Source organism: uncultured Gilvimarinus sp., from assembly GCF_963975215.1.
Classification (GTDB): Bacteria; Pseudomonadota; Gammaproteobacteria; order Pseudomonadales; family Cellvibrionaceae; genus Gilvimarinus.
This window is the reverse complement of the sequence record NZ_CAXBFW010000036.1, coordinates 1-22,961: the sequence shown is the minus strand read 5'-3', so window position 1 is coordinate 22,961 and position 22,961 is coordinate 1. Positions and strand designations below refer to the sequence as shown.

The following is a 22,961-nucleotide window of genomic DNA, read 5'->3' as shown; positions in this document are numbered from 1 at the left end:
CACCAATCCGAATCGCACAAGCCCCAAATCACATTATTTTTACACTTTCTTTAACGCCGGCTAAATCGGACAAAAACCGACCACACAAACGCCCAAACCGCAGACACAAAAAAGGCGGCTTGCGCCGCCTTTCTTAAACCACTTCTTGGCCTATATCTTCATATCACCAAAGAAGCTTTTCATTCCATCAAACCAGCTTTTCTGCCGCGGCGAATGCTTGCCGTTCTCCATGGTGCTGCGGAACTGCTCAAGCAGATCTTTTTGCTTTGCAGTTAGGTTGACCGGGGTCTCAAGGACTACACGACACATCAGGTCGCCGGCCCCGCCACCGCGAACCGGCGCCACGCCTTTGCCTCTCAAGCGGAATAACTTGCCTGTTTGAGTTTCAGCAGGCACCTTTAACTTCACCCGACCATCCAGCGTGGGCACTTCAATCTCACCACCCAAGGTCGCCTGAACAAAGTCGATCGGCACTTCGCAATACAAGTCGCGCCCATCGCGCTGAAAGATCTCATGTTCTTTAACGTTGATCTGCACGTACAGATCACCGGCCGGGCCACCTTCGGCACCCGCTTCGCCCTCGCCGGACAGGCGAATACGATCTCCGGTATCAACGCCTGGCGGCACTTTAACCGACAGGGTTTTTGTCTCTTCTACCCGACCCTGACCGTGACAGCTGCCGCACGGGTCTGAAATAGTGGTGCCACGGCCATGACAGCTGGGGCAAGTTTGCTGCACAGAGAAGAAACCCTGCTGCATGCGCACCTGGCCAATACCGCCACAGGTAGAACAGGTGACAGGCTTACTGCCAGGCTTTGCGCCAGAGCCATCACAAGTACCGCAGTGAGCCAGCGTTGGCACCTTAATCTGTACCTGAGAGCCACGTACGGCGTCTTCCAGTGATAGATCTAAGGTATAGCGCAAGTCGGAACCGCGCGCCGGACCACCGCGTGCTCGCCCACCACCGGCACCACCAAAAATATCGCCAAACACATCACCGAAAATATCACTGAAGTTGCCAAAGCCACCCGCTCCGGCACCGCCACCACCCATACCAGAGTTGCCATCGACACCTGCATGGCCAAACTGGTCGTAAGCGGCACGTTTTTGATCGTCGGACAAAATCTCATAGGCCTCGCTGGCCTCTTTAAATTTGTCTTCTGACTCTTTATCGCCGGGGTTGCGATCCGGGTGATGCTTCATAGCGATACGACGGTAAGCTTTTTTCAGCTCCTGCGCCGAAACGCCTTTGGACACGCCCAGAACTTCGTAATAATCGCGCTTTGCCATGCGTTTGTGTATCCAGTTATATCAAGTGAGTTGCTATACACAAATGCGGACCGAAGCCCGCATTTGTATCAATACATAAAGAAAAAGGGCTCGACTTACTTCTTGTCGTCTTCTTTCACTTCTTCAAACTCCGCGTCAACTACGCCGTCATCAGCTTGTTGATTTTCGCCAGCTTGCTGCTCGGCACCGGCTTCGCCCTGTTGCTCGGCGTACATTTTTTGCGCCAGCGAGCCAGAGGCTTCAGTCAACTTAGTCGTCGCGGCTTCCATCGCTTCAACGTCATCGCCTTTTACGGCTTCTTCGGCTTCAGCAATGGCCGATTCAATGGCTGACTTCTCTTCAGCGGTGGCTTTATCGCCCGCCTCGGTAAGCGTTTTTTGCGTAGCGTGAATCAGGCCTTCGAGCGTATTGCGAGTGGTTACGCGTTGCTCAAATTTCTTATCCGCTTCGGCGTTAGCTTCGGCGTCCTGCACCATTTGATCGATTTCATCGTCAGACAGACCAGAGGAAGCCTTAATCACAATGGACTGCTCTTTACCGGTGGCCTTATCTTTGGCGCCAACATTTAGGATACCGTTGGCATCGATGTCGAAGGTCACCTCAATTTGTGGCAAACCGCGTGGCGCCGGCGGGATATCAGCCAAATCAAAACGACCCAAAGATTTGTTTTGCGCCGCCTGCTTGCGCTCACCCTGAACCACGTGAATGGTTACCGCCGTCTGGTTGTCTTCAGCCGTCGAAAACACCTGCGACTTTTTGGTCGGGATGGTAGTGTTTTTCTCGATCAGCGGAGTGGCAACGCCGCCCATCGTCTCGATACCCAATGTCAAAGGCGTTACGTCCAGCAGCAATACGTCTTTGACGTCGCCGGCCAGTACCGCACCCTGAATCGCTGCACCCACAGCTACCGCCTCATCCGGGTTTACGTCTTTACGCGGGTCTTTGCCAAAGAAGTCAGCCACCGCTTTTTGCACCATCGGCATACGGGTTTGACCACCCACCAGAATAACGTCGCTGATGTCGCTGGCAGAAACGCCCGCATCTTTAATCGCCATTTTTACCGGCTCCAGCGAACGGGTCACCAGATCTTCTACCAGTGACTCGAGCTTGGCACGTGACAACTTAACCACCAAGTGCTTAGGACCAGTGTTGTCCGCTGTGATGTACGGCAAATTCACTTCTGTTTGCTGGCTAGAGGATAGCTCGATCTTAGCCTTCTCGGCAGCCTCTTTTAAGCGCTGCAAAGCCAGCGGATCATTGTGCAGATCAATGCCCTGCTCTTTCTTAAACTCACCGGCCAGATAGTCAATCAGGCGCAAGTCAAAGTCTTCACCACCCAAGAAGGTGTCGCCGTTAGTCGACAGCACTTCAAACTGGTGCTCGCCGTCTACGTCAGCGATTTCGATAATAGAGATATCAAAAGTACCGCCACCCAGGTCATAGACTGCAATGGTACGGTCGCCTTTTTTCTGGTCCATACCATAGGCCAACGCCGCCGCGGTAGGCTCGTTGATAATACGCTTAACGTCCAACCCCGCAATCTTACCGGCGTCTTTAGTGGCCTGACGCTGAGAGTCGTTAAAGTAAGCCGGTACGGTAATAACGGCTTCGGTTACCGCTTCGCCCAAGTAATCTTCGGCGGTCTTCTTCATTTTTTTCAACACTTCGGCCGAAATTTGCGGCGGTGCTTTTTTGTCGCCCTTGGTTTCAACCCAAGCATCGCCATTGTCGGCGGCGACAATTTTGTAAGGCACCATTTTGATGTCTTTTTGCACTACATCGTCTTTAAACTTACGGCCAATCAAACGCTTAACCGCGTACAAAGTATTGTGCGGGTTAGTAACCGCCTGGCGCTTGGCACTTTGCCCAACCAGCACTTCATCGTCGTTAGTAAATGCAACGATGGACGGCGTGGTGCGATCGCCTTCTGAGTTTTCAATAACCTTGGCTTTGTCGCCTTCCATTACCGCCACACAAGAGTTGGTAGTACCTAAGTCAATACCAATAATTTTACCCATGAATCAATCTCCTAAACGTTGTCTTGCTGCGCTGTCGTCGGGCTCGCCCAAGCGGCCTATCGTCAAACACCAACAGCGACAGAGAATTTTTAAACGAGGCGCAAAGCGCGCCTTTCCCAGTCAGTAGTAGCTATATGGGCGCCGATGACGGCTTTTCAAGCCCTGACGCCCCAAATTGCGAAACTTTTAGCCCTTGGCCACAACCACCATCGCCGGGCGCACCAAGCGACCATGCAAGGTATAGCCTTTTTGGAATACATCAATCACGGTATTTGGCTCGACATCAGGGTTATCGACCATTGTCATGGCCTGATGCAACTGCGGGTCAAACGGCTCACCGGCAGGGTTGAGGGAAACCACCTGATGGCGCGCCAGGCTATCGAGGAAAGATTTTAGCGTTAGCTCGATACCTTCAATAATCGGCTTATTGGCCTCCGCTTCGCGATCAATACTGGACAGTGCACGCTCCAGATTATCGACGACTGGTAACAAATCCGTCACCAGCTTTTCCTGACCAAACTTGTGGGCCTTTTCAATGTCTTGCTCGGCGCGACGACGACTGTTTTGCGCCTCGGCTTGAGCCCGCAATGTCTGCTCCTTGGCCGAGGCGAGCGCGTTTGCCAAGGTCTCTACCTGGGCACTCAGCGCCTCGACATCGTTTGGCGCCTGCTCGGTTTCGGGTGCGCCTTGCGCCTCGGTATCTGCCTGATCGTTATGCTCTTGATCTGTCACCTTGCTCTCCATCGTGAATGGTTGAACGAATCTCTGCCGAATATGGGGCTGACAGAGCCACTTTCAAGGGGGAGAGCCGCCATTTTTTATCTAGCAGGGGCAAAAAAAAACCTGTATAAATAACCAGAGAAATCCCCCACAAACACGGAGAGCGGTATGTTAAGCCACTTAAGCATCCAAAACTTTACTCTGGTAGAGACCCTGGATCTTGACGTAAAGGCGGGCATGACGGTCATTACCGGTGAGACAGGAGCCGGTAAATCGGTACTACTGGAGGCGCTGGGGCAAACCCTAGGCGACCGCGCCGACGCCTCTCGGGTGCGCCACGGCTGTGATCGCGCCGACATAGCGGCCACATTTGAGTTAGACGCCAACCCCCGGGCGCAACGCTGGCTGGCCAATACCGATCTCGCCCAACTGGACGCCCCCAACGAGTGTTTACTGCGCCGCACGCTTACCCGGGAGGGCCGCTCCAAAGCGTATATCAATGGGCACCCCGCCACTCTGGCGCAGCTGCGCGAGCTGGGCGATATGCTGATGGATATTCACAGCCAACACGAACACCAGTCGCTGCTCGTCAAAGACAATCACCGTCGCCTGCTGGACGAGTACGCAGGTAACGGGGCGCTGGCACAAGCCGTTAAAGAGGCTTATCACTTGTGGCAGGAGCGGGCGGGCGCCCTGCAGCACCGTCGCGACAACGCCGATGAGGTAAACGCCCGCTACCAACTAGTGCACTACCAAGTCGAAGAGCTTGAGCAGCTTAATATTCAAAGCGGTGAGATCGAATCACTAGAGCAAGAGCAGCGCGAGCTGACCAGCGCTGAAGACCTACTTCAGGCCAGCGCCCAGGCACTGGCGATTTGCAGCGATGACGAGCAGGGGCTGCATACCGGCCTCAGCCGCGCACTGCAGCTGCTACGTAAGCTCCACGACAAGCCCGCCGCCCTTAATGAAGCCGAGCAGCTACTGAGTGAAGCCCAGATCCAGCTCGAGGAAGCACAACACAGCTTAGAGCACTTTGGCGATAGCTTTAGCCTCGATCCAGAGCGGTTACTATGGGTCGAAGAGCGCTTATCGAGTATCTACGAGGTTGCCCGCAAACACCGTGTTACTCCGGAAGCGCTCCCCACCCTGCACAACGAGCTGGCACAAGAGCTCGCAAGCCTGGGCGGAGGCGACGAGCAGCTGGAGGCCATGGCCCGGGAAGTTGCAGACTTAGAGCAGAGTTACCGCACTAAGGCAGAGGAGCTGTCCGACAAGCGGAGCAAGAGCGCCGCCAACCTGTCGAAAAAAGTGAATGCACACCTAAAAACGCTGGCAATGGAACACGCTAAACTCACCGTCGAATGCAAACCCAGACACGAGCGCCCCGCAGCGCATGGCCTGGAAGATATCGAACTGCTTATTAGCACCAACCCCGGCCAGCCACCGGCACCTCTGGCAAAGGTTGCCTCGGGGGGCGAGCTATCACGTGTCAGCCTCGCGATTCAGGTGGTTGCTGCCGAGCGCAGCGCTATTGCCAGCCTGGTATTTGACGAGGTGGATGTGGGTATTGGCGGCGCCACGGCTGATACCGTCGGCCGCTTACTGCGGCAATTGGCCAGTCGCGGACAAATATTGTGCGTCACACATCTGGCTCAGGTAGCCAGTAAAGGGCACCAGCACCTGCGTGTGGCAAAAACCAGCAACAGCAAATCGGCCGAGACAGCCCTTATAGAGCTCGAAGGAAACGATAAAGTAGAGGAGCTGGCGCGCATGCTGGGAGGTGCCACAATAACCGCACAATCGCGGGCCCACGCACAACAGATGTTAGGAGACGCCACGCAGGCCTAGCCCGCGTGGTGTTTTATGCAAAATTAAGACTTTTTAGGCTTTACGTACAATACCAACGAGTGGTCTTCAAGCTCGTAACCGTGTTCATCGGCAATGCGCTGCTGCAACCGCTCGATCTCTTCGTTATGGAACTCAATAACACGCCCAGAGTCCAAGCACACCATGTGATCATGGTGCTCGCCGCGAGCGATTTCAAAGACCGAATGGCCACCATCAAAGTTATGGCGCACTACCAGGCCGGCCGTTTCAAATTGCGTTAAAACACGGTAAACCGTTGCCAGGCCAACGTCGTCACCGGCCTCCATTAAGGCTTTGTAAACGTCTTCGGCGCTCATATGATGATCTTCCGACGACTCGAGCATCTGAAGGATTTTAACCCTTGGCAGAGTAACTTTAAGTCCGGCTTTGCGTAATTCTTGGTTTTCGTCAGCCATTTTTTCGTCCAAGCCCTTCTCAGTGTTCAGTGTGTTCAGGTATTATCGCCCATTCATTTTAGCAAGTGGAACCCCTGTAATGAAAATAATCAAAACGCCCCTCCTGCTCGTCTGCTTTGTATCGGTATTGGCGGGGTGTCAGTATTTTCAGTTCCCCGGCGTTCACAAGATCAATATTCAGCAAGGGCACATCCTAACCGAAGAGATGATTACTCAGCTCGAGCCCGGTCTCAATAAGCGTCAGGTGCGCTACATCCTGGGTACGCCTCTGATCGATGATATCTTTAACGACGACCGCTGGGATTACTACTATAGCCTGAAGATGGGCGACGGTCGCTTTTTTAAGCGGACGTTAACAGTATATTTTGACGGTGACACTATGACGCATTACGAAGGTGAGAACCTGCCTGATCTAGAGGAAAGTGACACCGAGGACACTGAAAAGGGCGATAAAGAGCCCGATACGCCACTGCCAACCAACACGTAGATAGCGCGGCGCAGCAATCGTTACACCTCTGCTGCGCCCCTCCCCCAAAAGGGCAGCCCCTACTGCGCCACACACACCCGGTTACGCCCCTCAGCCTTAGCGCGGTACAGGGCTTTATCCGCCCACTCTAACAACTGAGCATCGCCTTCCCGCTCACTGCTTGCAATGCCACAACTTAAGCTCACATGAAACACCGTATCATTGGCGTTAAAGGTGACGGCGCTAAAGCTTTGCCGTAAATCATCCAAAATAGCCTTGGCCTGTTCCAGCTCGCAATCGGGCAAAATAACCACAAACTCTTCTCCGCCGTAGCGGCCAATAGCATCCGTTTGACGCAAACGCTGACGCAGCAACTGAGCCAGCGCGCGAATGACGCGATCACCAAGAGCATGACCGTAAGTGTCGTTGACCGCCTTAAAGTGATCCAAATCGATCATAGCAACACTAACGGCTTTACCGGTACGCTGGGCGCGCTGCACCTCCACGTTCACCTGATCTTTAATTCGTGCGTGCGTCAACAGCCCCGTCAAACTATCTCTATCGATGGCTTCACTTAACTGCCTGGAGCGAGCCGCACGAACGCAAACGGCGCTAACCAAGCGCAAATCGGAGATGGGTTTTGTCAGAAAGTCTTCACCACCATAGCCCACTGCGTTCGCCTGAGCTTGCTCGTCACTCTCGGACGATAGGTAAGCAATCGCCACGCGCAGCCAATCCGGGTTAAGGCGTATTAGTTGGGCAACTTCATAACCACGACAGCCCGGCAAATTCAAATCGAGTAAAACCAGTTCAGGATGAAAGCGGCGCATTACCTCCAGCACTTCACTGGGGTCACTTACCAATTCGACCCGCATACCAGCATGCTCAAGAATAACCTGATAATGCCTGGCAAGCAGTGCGTCGTCATCGACAATTAATATGCGATAAGGCGAGCCCTCGGCCAGCTTAAGCTGCGCCTCTAAAGTATTCACCAGCTGTGGAATATCCAACGGTTTGACAAAATATCCCACCGCACCTGCGCGCACAGCCGCCAGGTAAGCGTCAAAATCATCTCGTGCGGAGATAAACACCACCGACAGCGGGTCCGCCGAGCGCCGCTGGAGCTCGGCAATACTCTGGGGGCCGGTACGCTCATCACCTGAGAACATGACATCGACAATCAAAAAATCAGGGCGCTGCTCACTCACCGCCTGCTCGGCGGCCGCTAACGTGGCGTAATGTCGAACTTCATAGCCAAAGTTGATAAGCGCCAAAGTGAGCTCGGAAGCCAACAAAAGATCGTCCTCCAACACGTAAATCAGCGAGTGTTTTGCCTCGGCTTTAAGCTCTACCTGTGGCAAATCCAGGCTAAAGCTATCAGCAACTTTAGGGCCAGGTGCCTGAATAAAGCGGGTGAAACTTTCGATTTCGGCCACAAAATCGCTCAACTGGGCCGCAGCTGGCAACTGCCCGGCAAGCCAAGCTTTTATCGCCAACTCTTGCTCACGCGCGGCTTTGCTGAGCCCATCAAACCCAAAACTTCCAGCAGATCCAGCAAGTTTATGCAGCTCTTGATACAACTGCTGGAGCAATTCTGGCTTACGCTTCTCATTCTCCGCTGAGGCTTCCAGTTGCCGCGCCGTTGACGCAAGGTGCGCAAGCACCTCCGGAAGCTTAATGGCATATTCACGGCGAAGCGCCTGCAACTGCTCGAGTACTTGTTGCTGGGTATTAGAAATCACTACATCCTCATAGTATGGGGTAACCGTATTGGGCTATGCCCGATGCCAAATATCATTAACACGTTGCGCCAAACTAAGTGGGTCAAAAGGCTTGGGGATAACATCCAGTGCACCTAGCGCATGGTATTCAGCAATTTCATCAGGCTGAACCTTGGCCGTCATAAAAATCGCGGGCACATCAGCCATTAACGGCATTTCCCGCAGCCTGCGCAAGGTTTCCGGACCATCCATTTCAGGCATCATAACATCGAGCACAATCAAGTCCGGCACCTGCTCTTTAGCGGCAATCAGCGCCTCTTTACCGCTGGCGCAGCTAATCAGTGAAAATCCGCCGATGGTCTGCAGCGCGAGCTCAGCAATCGCGCGGATATCCGGCTCATCCTCAACATACAAAATTGTATTTAACGTCCCTTTAACCGTCATTGGCGTTATCTCTGTTATTACCCGTTGATTTTGGCGAATACAGGCTCACACTACGTTGCCAAGTTGATTCGCTCACGCACGCACTCACTTAACACAGCTGCTACGTTAGCATCTTTAACAATCACGCGATCAAACATTTTTTGCTCAGGCTCACTCAGTTCTACCTGGGTTAGAGCGACCAATTCAGTCTCGGCAGGTAAAGTATCGGCAATCGTGCGCAGCCATTGTAGACCACTTCCGTCGGGCAGCAGTACATCAAGCAATATCATGTCGTAGTAGGCTTCATTCAACGCTTGCTGTGCACCAGCCAAAGAATCAACCTGTGTTAGCTGTGCCGCGTCGGCCACAAGTAACGCCACCAGTTTTAACATTGCCTGATCATCTTCTATGTGTAAAACATTAAAACTTCGTCTAACGGCCGCCGCATTCAACCTGGATATTACCGTAGCGGGTAACGCAAAGTAAAAACGTGAGCCATGTCCCGGCGTCGACTCAAAACCAATGCGCCCGCCGTGCTGATCAATAATTTCATTGCTGATGGCCAGACCAAGCCCGGTTCCGCCCCTACCTCTTGAGCTTGAGCTATCTGCCTGCGAAAACTTCTCGAAGATACGAGGGCGAAACTCATCGGCAATACCTTCACCGTGATCGATCACACTGACCATTAACTCACCCTCGCCCTCATGCACTTGCACAACTACCTCTTCGCCAGAGTGAGAGAATTTAACCGCGTTAGAGAGCAAATTCGTCAAAACCTGAGCAATTCGCTGACTGTCTGCGTAAATTAAATATTGCCCGACTGGCAGGGTTAAGGCAGAGGTATCGAGCGATAAACAAACATCAAACTGTTCGGCGTAACTCAGGTTGTTTTCAATATTTTGCTGTAGGAGATCAACCAGTACCAGGTACTCAAGTTTTAAGTGCACTTTGCCAGCCACCAACTTTTCAATATCCAGTAAATCGTTGACCAGATCGAGTAACCGATGACTATTATTGTGCGCCACTTGCACCAGCTTTTTAATCGCTTCCGGTAGTTGCGCGAGCACGCCCGAATCCAATAAACGCAATGAGCCACTTATCGCCGTCAAGGGGGTTCGCAACTCGTGACTTACCGTAGCGATAAATTCGTTTTTCATGCGCTCAACACGCTTGCGATCGGTAATATCACGCATCAAGGCAATATAAAGCCGCTCATCCTCGGCATGAATCTCGGAAAATGTTAATTCCAACGGAAACGTTTCGCCGCTGGCACGGCGCCCTTTAACCTCGATTCCGCCCAAAACCGGCGCGCGCCGCTGCTGGATAAAAACATCGGCGTCCGTATCGGACAGCAAACTTTCAATCGCTCGCCCCTCAGCCTGTACAGCAGAGACCCCAAATATTTTTTCAGCCGCCAGATTAAACGAGACAATAGCACCGTGATCGGCGATAAGGACAATCCCATCGGCCGCGTTATCCAAAATAGCCTGGGTGCGCTCGGCACTGGCCCGTAAGGCTTCGTCCTGCGAGCGCTCAAGTGTGATATCCCGGGCAACACTCAAGAACCCTTCAATTTGATCGGTGTCGTCACGCACCGCCGTGATGGTTTCCATCACCCGTACCTGACGCCCATCTTTGCAAAGGTAAATGCGCTCTTCGCTACAGACCTCGCCGCTCGTCGCCCGCTGTGTAAGCTTGGCAAAACCAGCTTCGGGCCCCTCTGCGGCAACGTTTTGAACGGCGTGCAAGTCGGTCAAATTGCCTCTGTTCAGAAGCTCTTGCTCACTATAACCAAGCATTCGGCTCGCACCGACGTTAAACGATTGAATGATTCCCTGCACGTCCGTGATAATCAACGACAAGCTGGTCACATCAAAAATCGCATTGCGCCAGCGACTGGTGCGACTCAATTGCTGCTCGGCAAGAACCTCTTCCGTTATATCCCACAGGGAGCCGTGCCAAATCAAGCTGCCATCGCTCTGGCGTTCGGGGCTAGTACGCCCCCGTACCCACCGCTCCCCTCTCGAGGGATGCAACACCCGGTACTGATCATTCCACATTGTTAAGCTGGATTCGGATGCCGCGATACCGCTGGCGATACGCTCTAAATCATCAGGATGTAAACGCGCAAAAATTTCTGAGGCATCGTCCTGCACCTCCTCTGGGGTAACCCCATAAATATCCCAAATACCCCGACTCGCGTACGCAAAGCGCGACGAGCCATCGGGGTACTTCTGAAACTGAACCAAACAACCCGGCATGCTATCGGAGAGTTTGGCAAAAGTTTCGGATAACTTGCGGCTTTCACGCTCTTGCAAAGACCTCTCAAGAGTGCCGCCAACCCAACGCGCCAGCACCCGTACAAAGTCGCATTCATAATCACTAAATTCGCTAGTGCGAACCTCTGGGGATGAGAAGTTCAAGGTGCCGTAAACCGTATCTTTGACCCATACTGGCGCGCCAATGTAGCACTCCAGCTGAGTGGATAGATAACAAGGGTGGTGAGCGAGGGGCGAGTTACCTGTGTGGTGCACAGCCATCACATCCTGGCCACGCAAGGTCTCAACACAAAAGCACTGTGGAAGGTGAAAGAGCTGATTATCAGAAAGCGCATCTGCCGGCGACACCTGGACATGAACGCGATAGTCATCACCATTCACTTCGCTAACAATACCCAAAGGCAGGCCTAAATAATCGGCTCCCAGCCGCAAAGCCTGACGCAACTGCTCTTTAGCGCCGGCACCCGGCAACGAGGCGATTTCACTAAGCCGGTGCAATGCTTGTTGTTGGTGAATCACCAGTTGCTCGACACCTTTACGGGCCGTAACATCCGTGTAAACGCCAATTACCTGCAACGCTTTACCAGCGCTGTCGCGCTCGGTGACCCTCCCCCGGGTTAAAAACCAAAGGTATTCGCCGCGTTCATCGCGCAAACGGTGTTCATGCTCAAAGCGGTCGGTTTCGCCCTTAATATGTGCTTTTATACGCCTCAGACATTCATCGCGGTCATCTGGGTGAACCCGCGCCATCCACTCAGACACACCATCCCCGATCACAGCATCGTCCTTGACACCAAACATACGCCGCCAATCGTCGGAGAACTCAACACTGTCTCGCTGAACATCCCAGTCCCAGTAGCCAGACTGGCTGTTCTCAAGCGCCAACTGAAGGCGTCGACCCAAAGCCTGCGAAACATTAGTCTGACTTACTCGCAACTGCAGCCGCCAGTAAATGAGCGCCGCCATGCAGACACAGATAAAGCCTAAAACCATCAACCCAAGCAAGCTGTTAGTAGTAATAAGAATCACCCCCTGAGCACAAGCAGACAAGATTGGCGGCGCCGCTAGCAATGGCAAATAAACCATGCCTATCTATGGCACCACAGACCATAAGCTCTCCTACCAACAAGCGGATCTAAACAGTGTAGCAACAGCCTAAAGGTGCCGCGACTAAATCGCCACGCCCCGGCGGGCTCAGGAGTTAGCTTGTTTAGCCTTTTCGGCACGGCGGCGGCGCACCTCTTTCGGATCGGACTGCAGCGGCCGGTAAATTTCAACCCGGTCGCCCGCCTGCAGCTCGTGCTCCCGGGGTGGTTTAAGCCCTTTGGTACCAAGTGCCTGACCAAAAATACCCATTTTGGCGTTCTCTATATCCAGCTCGGGGTATTCGCGCACAATGCCCGAGCGCTCTACCGCCTGAAATGCCGTAGTGCCTGGCTCAACCAACACCTCTAAAATTGTTTGCCGATCGGGTAGCGCGTAGGCCACCTCAACCGTAATTAAGTCTAAATCAGCCATCAGTTTTTACCTTGCGTCGCTATTTAAGCGTTTAAAGACAACTTAATGAGTACCGTAAACCGTTGCAGCCCGCCGGCACACCGCCTTTACCTGCGACGCAGCAATTTGCTCAAACATTTTATTAACGGCCATCGCCAATAGCGGATTTTTTAAACTAAAATCCAGCTCCAGAGTCACGCAACAACCGTCGCCCAACGGGACAAACGACCAAACCCCAGAGAACGTACGAAACGGGCCGTCAACCAGCTCCATGGTCATTTTTTCGGGCGGCAAAAGCTGATTACGGGTAACAAAACTCTGGGAGACACCCCCTAAACCAAGCGCCAGACGCGCCTCTAACCAACCATCTCCGCGAGCCAAAATGGCCGCACTTTGACAACCATCCATATAGTCTGGGTAAGCCTCAATATCATTAACCAGCGCGAACATTTGCTCACAAGAATAACCGACTTCGGCGGTACGCTTTATTTTATGCCCCACAACTACCCCGCAAACTTTCCGTATAAACCTATAACAAACACCGCCAGTACCAACACTGGCGAGATATAACGCACCACCGTAAACCAAAGGCTAAACACCTGCGTGGACTCGAGCTGCAGCTCCCGTCGCAGGGGCCTACGCTTCATAAACCAACCCACATAGATCGCCATTAGCGCCCCGCCCAACGGCAGCAGCACACTGGCGGTAATAAAGTCGATAAAGTTAAACAAATTCATGCCTAAAAAGGCGGTATTATCTGACCAGTCGTTAAACGACAACACCGTGCCCAACCCCAGCAACCACGCCAACGACGCAATAAGCAAGTTGGCGCTAACCCGATGAAACCGGAAGCGCTCGGTCAGATAAGCTACCGCTGGCTCTAACAGAGAAAGTGTCGAGCTCCAGGCAGCCAGCGTGATCAGTAAAAAAAACAAGGTCCCAAAAACCGTACCAAACGGCATCGCACCAAAAACGATGGGCAAGCTGATAAACATCAGACCGGAACCATCACCAGGCTCAACCCCGCTGGTGGCAAACACGATAGGGAAAATCGCCAGGCCTGCGATTAGCGCCACCAGCGTATCCAACACACCCACCGTCAGTACAGTTTTCACGATCGAGCTGTTGTGAGGCATGTAAGAGCCGTAGGCCATAATCGCCCCCATACCCAGGCTAAGGGTAAAAAAAGCGTGCCCCAACGCAAGCGAGAGCCCCTCAAGCGACAAATCGGAAAACTTAAAACTAAACAAAAACGAGGCACCAGCGGCAAAGTCGCCCACGTAGGCCGCGTAGCCAAGTAATATCAGCAGCAAAACAAACAGCAGCGGCATTAAAATACGCACGGCCGTCTCGAGCCCGCGGGTTACACCAAAAATAATCACCAATACGGTCATGCACAAAAATGCGGTCTGCCATTGCACTAGCGCGCTTTTGTTGGCCAGCAGCGCCTCAAACGCTTGCTTGGCGCTATCGCCATCCAGGCCGACAAAGCCGCCCCGGGCCGCGGTGGTTACGTACTCTAAAGTCCAGCCGGCAATAACGCTGTAATAGGACAAAATCAAAAAACCAGCCAGCACACCAAACAAGCCAATGATATTCCAGCCCCGTGAGCTGCCCGACTCACGGGTCACCACTTGCATCGCGGTAATCGGGCTGGCGCGCCCACGGCGGCCCAACAGCACCTCTGCCACCATCACCGGCAAGCCAATCAGACAAATACACAGAAGGTACATCAACACAAACGCCCCGCCACCGTTTTCGCCGGTGATATAGGGAAACTTCCATATGTTGCCCAAGCCTACCGCTGAGCCCGTTGCGGCCAGAATAAAGGTGCCCCGGCGCCCCCAGATGGCGTGCTGCTGTGCTCGTTTCACGCTGCCACTCCACTTACTCGTTATTTTCTGTCACCCGGCATGCAGGGTAACCGCTATAACACTGCGTAAATATCATCAATGCCGCTGATTGTATCGTTAATCGCCCAAGAGCATAAGTACGAACGCAGACACAGCGCCTGATGGTCGTTATAATGCCGGGGTTTTCATTCACCCATTTGACGCGATTGTTCATGGCTAAAAAGCAGAAAAAACCCGCAGGCAACACCATTGCCCTTAATAAAAAGGCGAAATTTGACTACCACCTGCAGGACAAGCTGGAGGCAGGTATCGTGCTACTGGGCTGGGAAGTCAAAAGCCTACGGGCCGGCAAAATACAGTTAACCGATACCTACGTTATTTTTCAAAATGGCGAGGCCTTTTTGGTGGGCGCACAAATCTCACCCCTTGCGACCGTCTCGACCCACTACGTGGTCGAGCCCAATCGCTCACGCAAACTGTTAATGCATGAAAAAGAGCTGGCCAAACTACGCCAGGCGACCGAGCAAAAAGGCTATACCGTCATTGCCACCGCCATGTACTGGAAGCAACACCTGGTTAAGGTAGAAGTGGCACTAGGTAAAGGTAAACAAATGCACGATAAGCGCGAAACTGAAAAAGAGCGCGACTGGAACCGTCAAAAACAGCGCCTGTTTCAAAGCGACGCGCGCTAACCTCCTCAAACCGCCCCACCCCACAGCGCCGCCAGGTGCTGTGGGCACGCTAAAAAACTCACGCCACAAACACCAGCGGCGTGTATCTCACCCCAGTTATTCACAGTGTTAGGCATTCATTACATTTCTCTACTTGCCCTTTTTATTAAATCTCGCTAGATTTCCGCAACCGGTTACACGGCGCACCATTCAAAGTCAGGGTGCACCAGTTAAGTGCAGCCGGTAAAACACCTACAGCCATACGCGTAATTTAAAGGCTTTTACGGCCGAAACGCCTAACACATATAACAACACCCTAAAACGAGTAATACCTTAGAGGTCACAAAACAAGCGGAAACCGCTCGCAACCTGTAACCGGTTTCAATAACCTGAGCTTGAACAAGCACAAGCTTTACCCATAAAAAGCTAAAGCCAAAAATAGGAGATACTTCATGCAACGCCACTCATTCAAACTAAGGGCGCTGGCCGCCTGCATCAGCGCCAGCTCACTGGCCGGTGCCGCGCAACTGACTTACGCGCAAGAAATGCCCGCACTGGAAGAAGTTGTTGTCACCGGTGTCCGCGCCGCTCAGCAAAATTCGGTTAACATTAAGCGCGATGCCGACTCGGTCGTCGACGCCATCTCCGCAGAAGACATCGGTAAATTACCCGACGTTACTATTACCGACTCTCTGCAGCGCATCAGCGGTGTGCAAATCCGCCGCTCCGCCGGTGAAGGTACGGCCCTGAACATCCGCGGTCTGCCCCAAGTGTTGACCACCTTAAACGGCGAGTCTTACCTGGGTGCCAACTCACTGACCACCGTACAGCCCAACTACAGCGATATCCCGTCACAGCTGTTCTCTGGCGCTGAAGTCGCCAAGTCGCAAACCGCGAGTATGAACGCGGGCGGCATTACCGGTATCGTTGACCTGCACACCTACCGCCCATTTGATTTTGACGAAGGCTTCACCGTATCCGGCGCCGTTAACGGCACCTACGGCATGGAAACTGAAGAGACCGATCCGTCCGCCAACCTGCTGCTCAACTGGAACAGCGAGCGCATTGGCGTTATGGCGGCCATTAGCCGTCAGGAAGCGACCCTGGCCAACTACTACTCAGGCGTGATGGGCGATGGCGGCTGGACTGGCTTTACCAACGAAACCGACTACGGCTGGGTCAGCCCGAACAACCCGCAGTTTGCCGATCGCTACACAGACGGCGCTGTCGATGTAAACAACGACGGCGATCTGGACGACCGCTACTGGGCGTACGTAGGCCATACGGCTTACAACCGTCAGACCGAGCGCGAGCGCACTGGTGCCAACCTAGCCGTACAGGTCGATTTGGGCGCGGGCTTTGAGCTGGTAGCCGAAGCGCTGGTGACTGACCTGGAAGACAACGACTACCAGGTAGGTATTGCCAACTCAGACAAGTGGCAGAGCTGGAGCTGGTACGACGCCGCGCAATCAACCGACCACGGCAGTGTCAACACCGTGCAGGAGTACACCACCTCGGGGCGTCGTATTAAGTCCTACTCTTCTGTGCAGGCGCAAACTGCCGAGTCACAAAACTACAATGTTGAGCTGAACTACGACAACGGCGGCGACTTTACCGGCTCGTTCCGCTTTATTCACGGCGAAGCCGAACAAGAGCGCCTGAACAGCTACACCGATGTTGACCTGGCCAACGGTAACCAGTGGGGTGTTGAATGTCAGTACTACCCCGATGGCACCGCAGGCACACAAGGGGATTGCGCCGACGGCCAACTGCAAACCAACCCCGGTGGCTATTTGGGCTACCCGCAGCTAAGCATCGACTACAGCGGCGACAACCCAAACTGGAGCGGTTTTGACAATAACGCCAACCTGAGCATTAACGGCGAGTCTCTGGGCGATGCGCGCAGCATTAGTAGCTACCTGGGCGATGTAAACAGCTATGCGCTGGGCGCCTTTGCCAGCGAAAACAACTTCTCACGCGAGGGCGAGCTGGATGTTGTTCGCTTTGACGGCGAATACCGCCTGGAAGGCAACTTCCTGACCTCGATAGAATTTGGCGTACGCTCAAGCGAGCGCAGCGTGGACAACTTTGAATTCGACTTACTGTCACCCGTTAACGGCTGCGACGTTAAGTGGAAAGCCACCGACGTTATTCTGGACGGCGGCGGTGTCGACGGTGCCTGTGTGGCCGGCGACGGCGAAAATTACTACGCGGCGGGCATTCCCACTCCGCTGGCCGAGCTGAACCCCATTCAGGTGAGCGACTTTGGCAGCGTCTCTGGCATCTCCAGTATTTGGGCGGTAGACCCACGGGCAATGGCTGATGTAGAGGCCTACCACGAAGCGCTCTACCCCGGCACCCATCGTTCAATCTTCCCCGGCCGCTCTTACGAGGTCGAGCTGGAAGAGCTGAGCTACTACGCCAAAGCCAACTTTGAAACCGGCATTATGAGCGGTAACTTTGGTGTGCGCGCCATCGACTCCGACCTGACCGTGGTGCAAAACGAAGTCGGCGCTGCTCAGGCCTATGGCGCAGCGGCACTGGATACGGGCGATATCACCACCGAGCGTTCACTGGATTACTTGCTGCCATCGTTAAACCTGCGCTTCGACCTGAGCCAGGATCTGATTCTGCGCGCCTCTTACGCCCGCACCATGGCGCCTCTGGATCTCGCCCAGTGGGGCGCGGGCTTATCACCTAACTATGTGATCGACAGCAACCCCGACAGCGACACCTACAACCAGTTTATCGTCAGCGGCGGTAACGCCGACGGCAACCCCCAACTGGACCCGTGGGAGGCGACCAACTACGACATCTCGCTGGAATACTACATGGGCGGCGCCAGCAGCTTGTCGGCAGGCTGGTTCTACATTGATGTAGAGAGCTTTATCGAAAGCGGCACCATACAAATGGAGCTGCCCGATCAGGATGGCGTCGTGCGTCGCAGCGTGCCCATCTCCACCAGCACTCAGGGTGAAGGCGGTGTACTTAAGGGTGTTGAGCTGGCCGCCAAGCTGGCCTTTGACGACTTCCTGGACGTGCCCATGCTGAGCGGTTTTGGTATCGATGCCAACTACACCTACTCGCCCAGCGAGTCTGGCAACCAAAGCATGGACGGCGTCGAGCTGCCCTTCCAGGACAACTCAGAAGATGTGTTTAACTTGGTCGGTTGGTACGAAAACGGCGCCCTGCAAGCACGTATTGCCTATAACTACCGCAGCGAGCGTGTGGCTGGGTTTAACCAAACCTGGGGCGAAGGCACCCTGTGGCAAGAGCCTACCTCCTACGTGGATGCCTCGGTTAGCTATGACATCAACGACTATGTCAGCGTATTCCTGAACGCGTCTAACGTCACCGAAGAGAAAGAAACTTACTATCTGGAGTATGAAGACCAGTTCGCGTGGCAAAACGAGTACGAAGCGCGTTACACCATGGGTGTTCGGGCTACTTTCTAAGCCTACGCTGAGCGCAGCCCGCTGCGCTCACACGACTTTTAGGTATGCCTAGTGCGTTCCTTGCTTGGCGCGTTAGCCGTTTGGTTAACGCGCCTTTTTTATGCCTGCTGATTGTCACCGGCTAAAAACCGCCTCGGCATCCGCTAAGTTGCGCCCACACTAAGTTGCGATATAGTGGCAACTTCTAGCAATAAACAAGCAACGGCACAGACACTATGGCAACACGCGGACAATTCTCTAGTAAAATCGGCTTCTTACTGGCCGCCGCAGGCTCCGCGGTTGGGCTCGGTAATATTTGGGGGTTTCCGACTCAGGCTGCCAGCAATGGCGGCGCTGCCTTTTTACTGGTGTATCTGATCTTGGCGTTTGTGCTTGCCTATCCGGCCCTGATGGCCGAGCTCACCATCGGCCGCTACGCCCGCGCCAATGTGGTTAGTGCACTTTCCGGGCTTCACCCATCGGCGACACTAAAGCGGGCGGGGTTCATCGTAGGCCTGTGTGCACTTACCGTGGCGGTGCTTATTTTAAGCTTCTATGCCATTGTCGCCGGCTGGATGCTGGCAGAGTTTCTAAGCCCCGCAGCACAACTACTGCAGTGGGACTCAGGCGCCAGCTGGCTCAACGCCCAAAGCTTTAGCCGCAACGCGCTCATGTGCGGGGCGATGTCCGCACTCACTATCATGATTATCGCTCGCGGTGTCGAGCAAGGCATCGAGGCCTGGTCGACCCGGTTAATGCCCGCACTGTTTTTAATTTTACTGGGCATGATCGCCTACGTATTTACTCAGCAAGGCGCACTGGCGGGGCTTAAAGCCTATTTGATTCCGGATCTTAGCCAGCTGGGCAACCCGTCGTTAATCTTAAGTGCTATGGGGCAGGCCTTTTTCTCGCTCTCACTCGGGGTGGGCACCATGCTAATTTACGGCTCGTACCTGCGTGACACCGACAACCTGCCCCGCATGGGGGCTGCTGTCACCCTGCTCGATACCGGCTTTGCCTTTACCGCCGGCCTGCTTATTTTACCGGCGATTTACGTCGCCCAAACCAAGGGCGTGACCGTCTTTAATGACGCCGGGGTATTAATCGCCGGGCCAGATTTAATCTTTCAGGTATTGCCCGCCTTATTTGCCACCATGGGGGCGGCCGGCAACTGGCTGGCACTGGCATTTTTTGCGCTTATGAGCATTGCCGCGCTAACCTCGGCCATATCTTTGCTCGAGGTGCCCGTCTCGGTCGCCGTAGAGCGCTGGGGCTTGAGCCGACCACTGGCCGCGCTATTCTCGGGCGGTATCATTTTTGCCATTAGCTTGTTGGTTATCTGGCAGTTCGATGCGCTGTTTAACGGGGTAATCACCCTCACCACCGTGTACGGCCAACCATTGCTTGGGGTCGCGCTTTGCTTATTTGCCGGCTGGGTAATGCATCGCCATCAACTGCTTAAAGAGCTAAGCAACGGCCACCCGGAAATCGAATCGACATGGTTCTGGAAACTGTGGCCTTTTTACGTAAAATTTATTTGCCCGGCACTGATCTTGATAACGTTTGTGCAAAGCCTGCGGTAGCCTTAGCTGCACCACAAAACATCTGTTAAAAATTGTACCTAAGCAACCTATTTTGCGATAACTCGCTTACACTCTCGTAACGAAATTAACCTACGGGAGATCAGGATGACACTCACAGGCTATATCGGACCGGCCTCAATCGCGGCTTGCTCACTGTTGTTAGCCGCATGCGGCGGCAGCTCGGATAATGGCGCAAGCTCTGCGGCTGCGCAAATTACCATTTCTACCGAGTCCTCCGCAGGCGGCACCCTTACCCCCAGCGAATTAACGATCGACGCACAAAGTGAAGCAACACTTACCGTCACCCCCGACGCAGGTTACGAGGTAACCGCAATATCCGGTTGCGGTGGTGAGCTCAGCGGTAACGACTATGTGATTAGCAGCGTCAACAGCGACTGCATGGTGACAGCAGATTTTGAAATAACGCCGCCGACGCTTACGCTTACCGCGAACCCCGGGCGACAAGTTACCCTGCAATGGAGTGACACAGAGGCCGCTGTCGACGAGTATCGTGTGCAACGTTTGGCGCCGGAGCCGGGCACATTTGACACCCTCTCCACGGTGCCCGCAACGACCCATGAGTACACATTTACCGCCTCGGTTGAGGAGACTACCTCTGGTACTTATAAAGTTCAGGCGTGCATTAATGACACTTGCACCGACTCTAACACCGCCGAGGTAATCGACCAAGCGGCGGGCTTTATAGAGACATTTACAGTGCCCGCGAGCGATGAAGCCCGCTACGATGAGATAACCTTCAGCCAAAATGGTCGTGCCGCCTATATGGTCAACCCCGAAGGTGACTGTCAGGGGTGTTATGGCGTTGACGTTTACAACAAAACAGACGATCAATGGCGTAAGACCGATCGCCTTATTTTACCCGTATCTGAGCGGCTCATTGAAAGCGGAACTACGACACCTACGGTAACAACCTCTGAAAGTGGCGATGTGCTGGTGGTGGCGGCTGAACAACACTCGGTGCAGCTGCCCGATCAAAGTGAGCAGAGCCGGCGCGCCGGCGTTATTTACCTTTACAGCAAAACCAACAACCAATGGGGCGAGCCGCAAAAAATTGTCTCTCAGTGGCCCGGAGAATTGCGGCGCTTTGGCGGATCGGTGGCACTCTCGGCCGATGGAGAAACCTTAGTAGCCGGCTCGTCTTATCTTGGCCCTGGCGCCTGGCTCGATATCACGCCGCTACCGCCATGGGCGTATTGGTTTAGCACCGAAAAGCTTGAGTTTTGGAGTCATAAAACCGGTGAATGGCAATTTGAGCAGGCCATCGGCATCGATACCGGGGAGTTTTTTGGGGCTGACGTTAGACTTTCGGACGATGGCAATGTGCTGGTGGCACGATCCAGCGATGAATTGGGCTATCACCGCGACGCCACGGGCAGCATTCATATTTTTGCCCGAGCGGACAATACCTGGACGCGGCAAAACAGCTTTTCGACCCAACTGGATGACTCCGTCACAAACCCAAACTCTACCTACGGAGCCAATTCGCATCTCAGTGGCGACGGCGAGACCCTCTACGTCGAAAGCACAAACTTTTCCGGAAATGACCCTGACCTGATTGAATCGATTGATACTTTTACAACAACCGATGGCGAGTGGCAATTGTTATCGAGCGATGTCATCGAAACCAATTCATTGCCTCCGGCTCGCACAGTTACCGTCGATGGGCAATTTTATAAAGCGCAAGAAGTCGACACCTGTCCCACAGACAACGTTATTTCGATATCAAGCAGTAGCGACAGTCATTACATCGATTTACGCGAGTGGTATGAAGGGCAATGGCACCACCAGCTCTGCTTTCAGGCAGAAGGCGATGCTCGGTACATCCAGGCTTTGGAAGACGGCTCGATGTTATTAATGCTTAATCAAAATGCCGACAATCTCTTATTTTTATTCTTTTAGTCTTATCAACATCTGGGGGCGCAGCAAGCCCCCAGCAATGCACTGACAGTTACCACAACTAACACTGTCGGTGCATTACTGGGTTACTCATTAAAAAGCGTATGAAAGGTTCACGTTAACGCTGTCATCCAGCCCCAGCTGGTAGCCGTTGTAATCTTCCTTTAAACGAGTCACCCACTCTACGCCCAGGCGTAGCCCGGCAAAATCACCGCCGGTAACCACGGTGTTAATACCCAAAGCACCATCAAGAAATTCACCGCCGTAGTTGGCTTGAATATCCGCCGGGCTCGAGTGATTGTGGGCGCCGTTGTAGTGGCCGCTGATCGCATCCTGGTCAGTCCAGTTAACCCGCGCCGAGAAGCTCATCCAATCAAAAACACGTAGCGCCCCCCAGGCAGTCGCTGCGTATTCATCGCCTAATGCGTAGCCCGAGTCATTGGCCTCCTCCAGGCGAATAACCGCCGAGGCTTGCGCGCCCCAGTTAAGCACGCCCGCGGTGCCGGTATAGGTAATCGAGGGCGTGGCGTCCCAGGTACCAGAGCCGAGCTGCATACCGTAATGGACAAAAGTACCATCGTAATTTTTAAGGTCGGACTTACCTGTCGGGGCATTAACCCCTAGCGTACCCAGCAGCGTGTGGTGCTCGGCGGCAATCAATTTATACAACGCACTGAAATTGGTATCGCCAAAGCCGTCTACCTCGTGGGACATGTGCCCCATGGCGTGAGCGTGCCCCAAGCCCATTGAGTCATTCATATCCATGGAATCGGCCATACCCATTTCCATACCGTGACCATGATCCAT

General features: G+C 53.8%; 16 protein-coding genes and 1 pseudogene. 6 read left to right on the top strand and 11 right to left on the bottom strand.

Annotation, left to right across the window (positions count from 1 at the left end):
- Positions 1-150: 150 nt before the first annotated feature.
- The 3 genes from dnaJ to grpE form a co-directional block, all read right to left on the bottom strand.
- Positions 151-1,290 carry a molecular chaperone DnaJ gene (gene dnaJ / locus AAC019_RS15925; RefSeq protein ID WP_339900205.1) on the bottom strand — a complete coding sequence of 380 codons (1,140 nt, stop codon included), beginning with the start codon at positions 1,288-1,290 and terminating at the stop codon, positions 151-153.
- A gap of 95 nt (positions 1,291-1,385) precedes the next feature.
- On the bottom strand, positions 1,386-3,308 hold the full coding sequence (gene dnaK / locus AAC019_RS15920; protein ID WP_339900204.1) for a molecular chaperone DnaK: 1,923 nt from the start codon (positions 3,306-3,308) through the stop codon (positions 1,386-1,388).
- A 186-nt stretch (positions 3,309-3,494) separates the two neighbouring features.
- Positions 3,495-4,040, bottom strand: coding sequence for a nucleotide exchange factor GrpE (gene grpE / locus AAC019_RS15915; protein WP_339900202.1), 546 nt, complete (start codon positions 4,038-4,040; stop codon positions 3,495-3,497).
- A 156-nt stretch (positions 4,041-4,196) separates the two neighbouring features.
- Here grpE and recN point away from each other — a divergent pair, with 156 nt between their 5' ends.
- Positions 4,197-5,876 carry a DNA repair protein RecN gene (gene recN / locus AAC019_RS15910; protein WP_339900200.1) on the top strand — a complete coding sequence of 560 codons (1,680 nt, stop codon included), beginning with the start codon at positions 4,197-4,199 and terminating at the stop codon, positions 5,874-5,876.
- A gap of 23 nt (positions 5,877-5,899) precedes the next feature.
- Here the strand turns inward: recN and fur are convergent, their stop codons facing one another.
- Positions 5,900-6,310 (bottom strand): ferric iron uptake transcriptional regulator, encoded by a 411-nt coding sequence (gene fur, locus AAC019_RS15905; protein WP_339900198.1) that lies wholly within the window; start codon positions 6,308-6,310, stop codon positions 5,900-5,902.
- A 79-nt stretch (positions 6,311-6,389) separates the two neighbouring features.
- Here fur and bamE point away from each other — a divergent pair, with 79 nt between their 5' ends.
- The gene (gene bamE / locus AAC019_RS15900) at positions 6,390-6,797 is read left to right on the top strand and encodes an outer membrane protein assembly factor BamE (RefSeq protein ID WP_339900196.1); all 408 of its coding nucleotides are present in this window, start codon (positions 6,390-6,392) and stop codon (positions 6,795-6,797) included.
- Between the two features lie 59 nt (positions 6,798-6,856).
- Here the strand turns inward: bamE and AAC019_RS15895 are convergent, their stop codons facing one another.
- The 6 genes from AAC019_RS15895 to AAC019_RS15870 form a co-directional block, all read right to left on the bottom strand.
- A complete protein-coding gene (locus AAC019_RS15895) occupies positions 6,857-8,518 on the bottom strand; it encodes a diguanylate cyclase (protein WP_339900195.1) in 1,662 nt (553 codons plus the stop codon).
- 33 nt (positions 8,519-8,551) lie between these two features.
- The gene (locus AAC019_RS15890; RefSeq protein WP_339900193.1) at positions 8,552-8,941 is read right to left on the bottom strand and encodes a response regulator; all 390 of its coding nucleotides are present in this window, start codon (positions 8,939-8,941) and stop codon (positions 8,552-8,554) included.
- 50 nt (positions 8,942-8,991) lie between these two features.
- The gene (locus AAC019_RS15885; RefSeq protein WP_339900191.1) at positions 8,992-12,102 is read right to left on the bottom strand and encodes a PAS domain S-box protein; all 3,111 of its coding nucleotides are present in this window, start codon (positions 12,100-12,102) and stop codon (positions 8,992-8,994) included.
- A 291-nt stretch (positions 12,103-12,393) separates the two neighbouring features.
- Positions 12,394-12,717, bottom strand: coding sequence for an RnfH family protein (locus AAC019_RS15880; protein WP_339900190.1), 324 nt, complete (start codon positions 12,715-12,717; stop codon positions 12,394-12,396).
- Positions 12,718-12,759: 42 nt separating this feature from the next.
- Positions 12,760-13,197: a type II toxin-antitoxin system RatA family toxin gene (locus AAC019_RS15875; protein WP_339900188.1), complete on the bottom strand. Its 438-nt coding sequence runs from the start codon at positions 13,195-13,197 to the stop codon at positions 12,760-12,762.
- 2 nt (positions 13,198-13,199) lie between these two features.
- Entirely contained in the window at positions 13,200-14,570 is a 1,371-nt protein-coding gene (locus tag AAC019_RS15870) for a sodium-dependent transporter (protein WP_339900187.1), read from the bottom strand.
- 191 nt (positions 14,571-14,761) lie between these two features.
- Here AAC019_RS15870 and smpB point away from each other — a divergent pair, with 191 nt between their 5' ends.
- The 4 genes from smpB (at position 14,762) to AAC019_RS15850 (ending at position 22,157) form a co-directional block, all read left to right on the top strand.
- Entirely contained in the window at positions 14,762-15,241 is a 480-nt protein-coding gene (gene smpB, locus AAC019_RS15865) for an SsrA-binding protein SmpB (RefSeq protein ID WP_339900185.1), read from the top strand.
- A 431-nt stretch (positions 15,242-15,672) separates the two neighbouring features.
- Entirely contained in the window at positions 15,673-18,675 is a 3,003-nt protein-coding gene (locus AAC019_RS15860; protein WP_339900183.1) for a TonB-dependent receptor, read from the top strand.
- A 215-nt stretch (positions 18,676-18,890) separates the two neighbouring features.
- Complete coding sequence (locus tag AAC019_RS15855) at positions 18,891-20,237, top strand: sodium-dependent transporter (RefSeq protein ID WP_339900182.1); 1,347 nt, start codon at positions 18,891-18,893, stop codon at positions 20,235-20,237.
- 105 nt (positions 20,238-20,342) lie between these two features.
- Complete coding sequence (locus tag AAC019_RS15850; RefSeq protein ID WP_339900180.1) at positions 20,343-22,157, top strand: fibronectin type III domain-containing protein; 1,815 nt, start codon at positions 20,343-20,345, stop codon at positions 22,155-22,157.
- Between the two features lie 90 nt (positions 22,158-22,247).
- On the opposite strand, the pseudogene AAC019_RS15845 reads toward AAC019_RS15850, so the two are convergent.
- Positions 22,248-22,961: pseudogene (locus tag AAC019_RS15845) on the bottom strand (hypothetical protein); the annotation flags it as partial.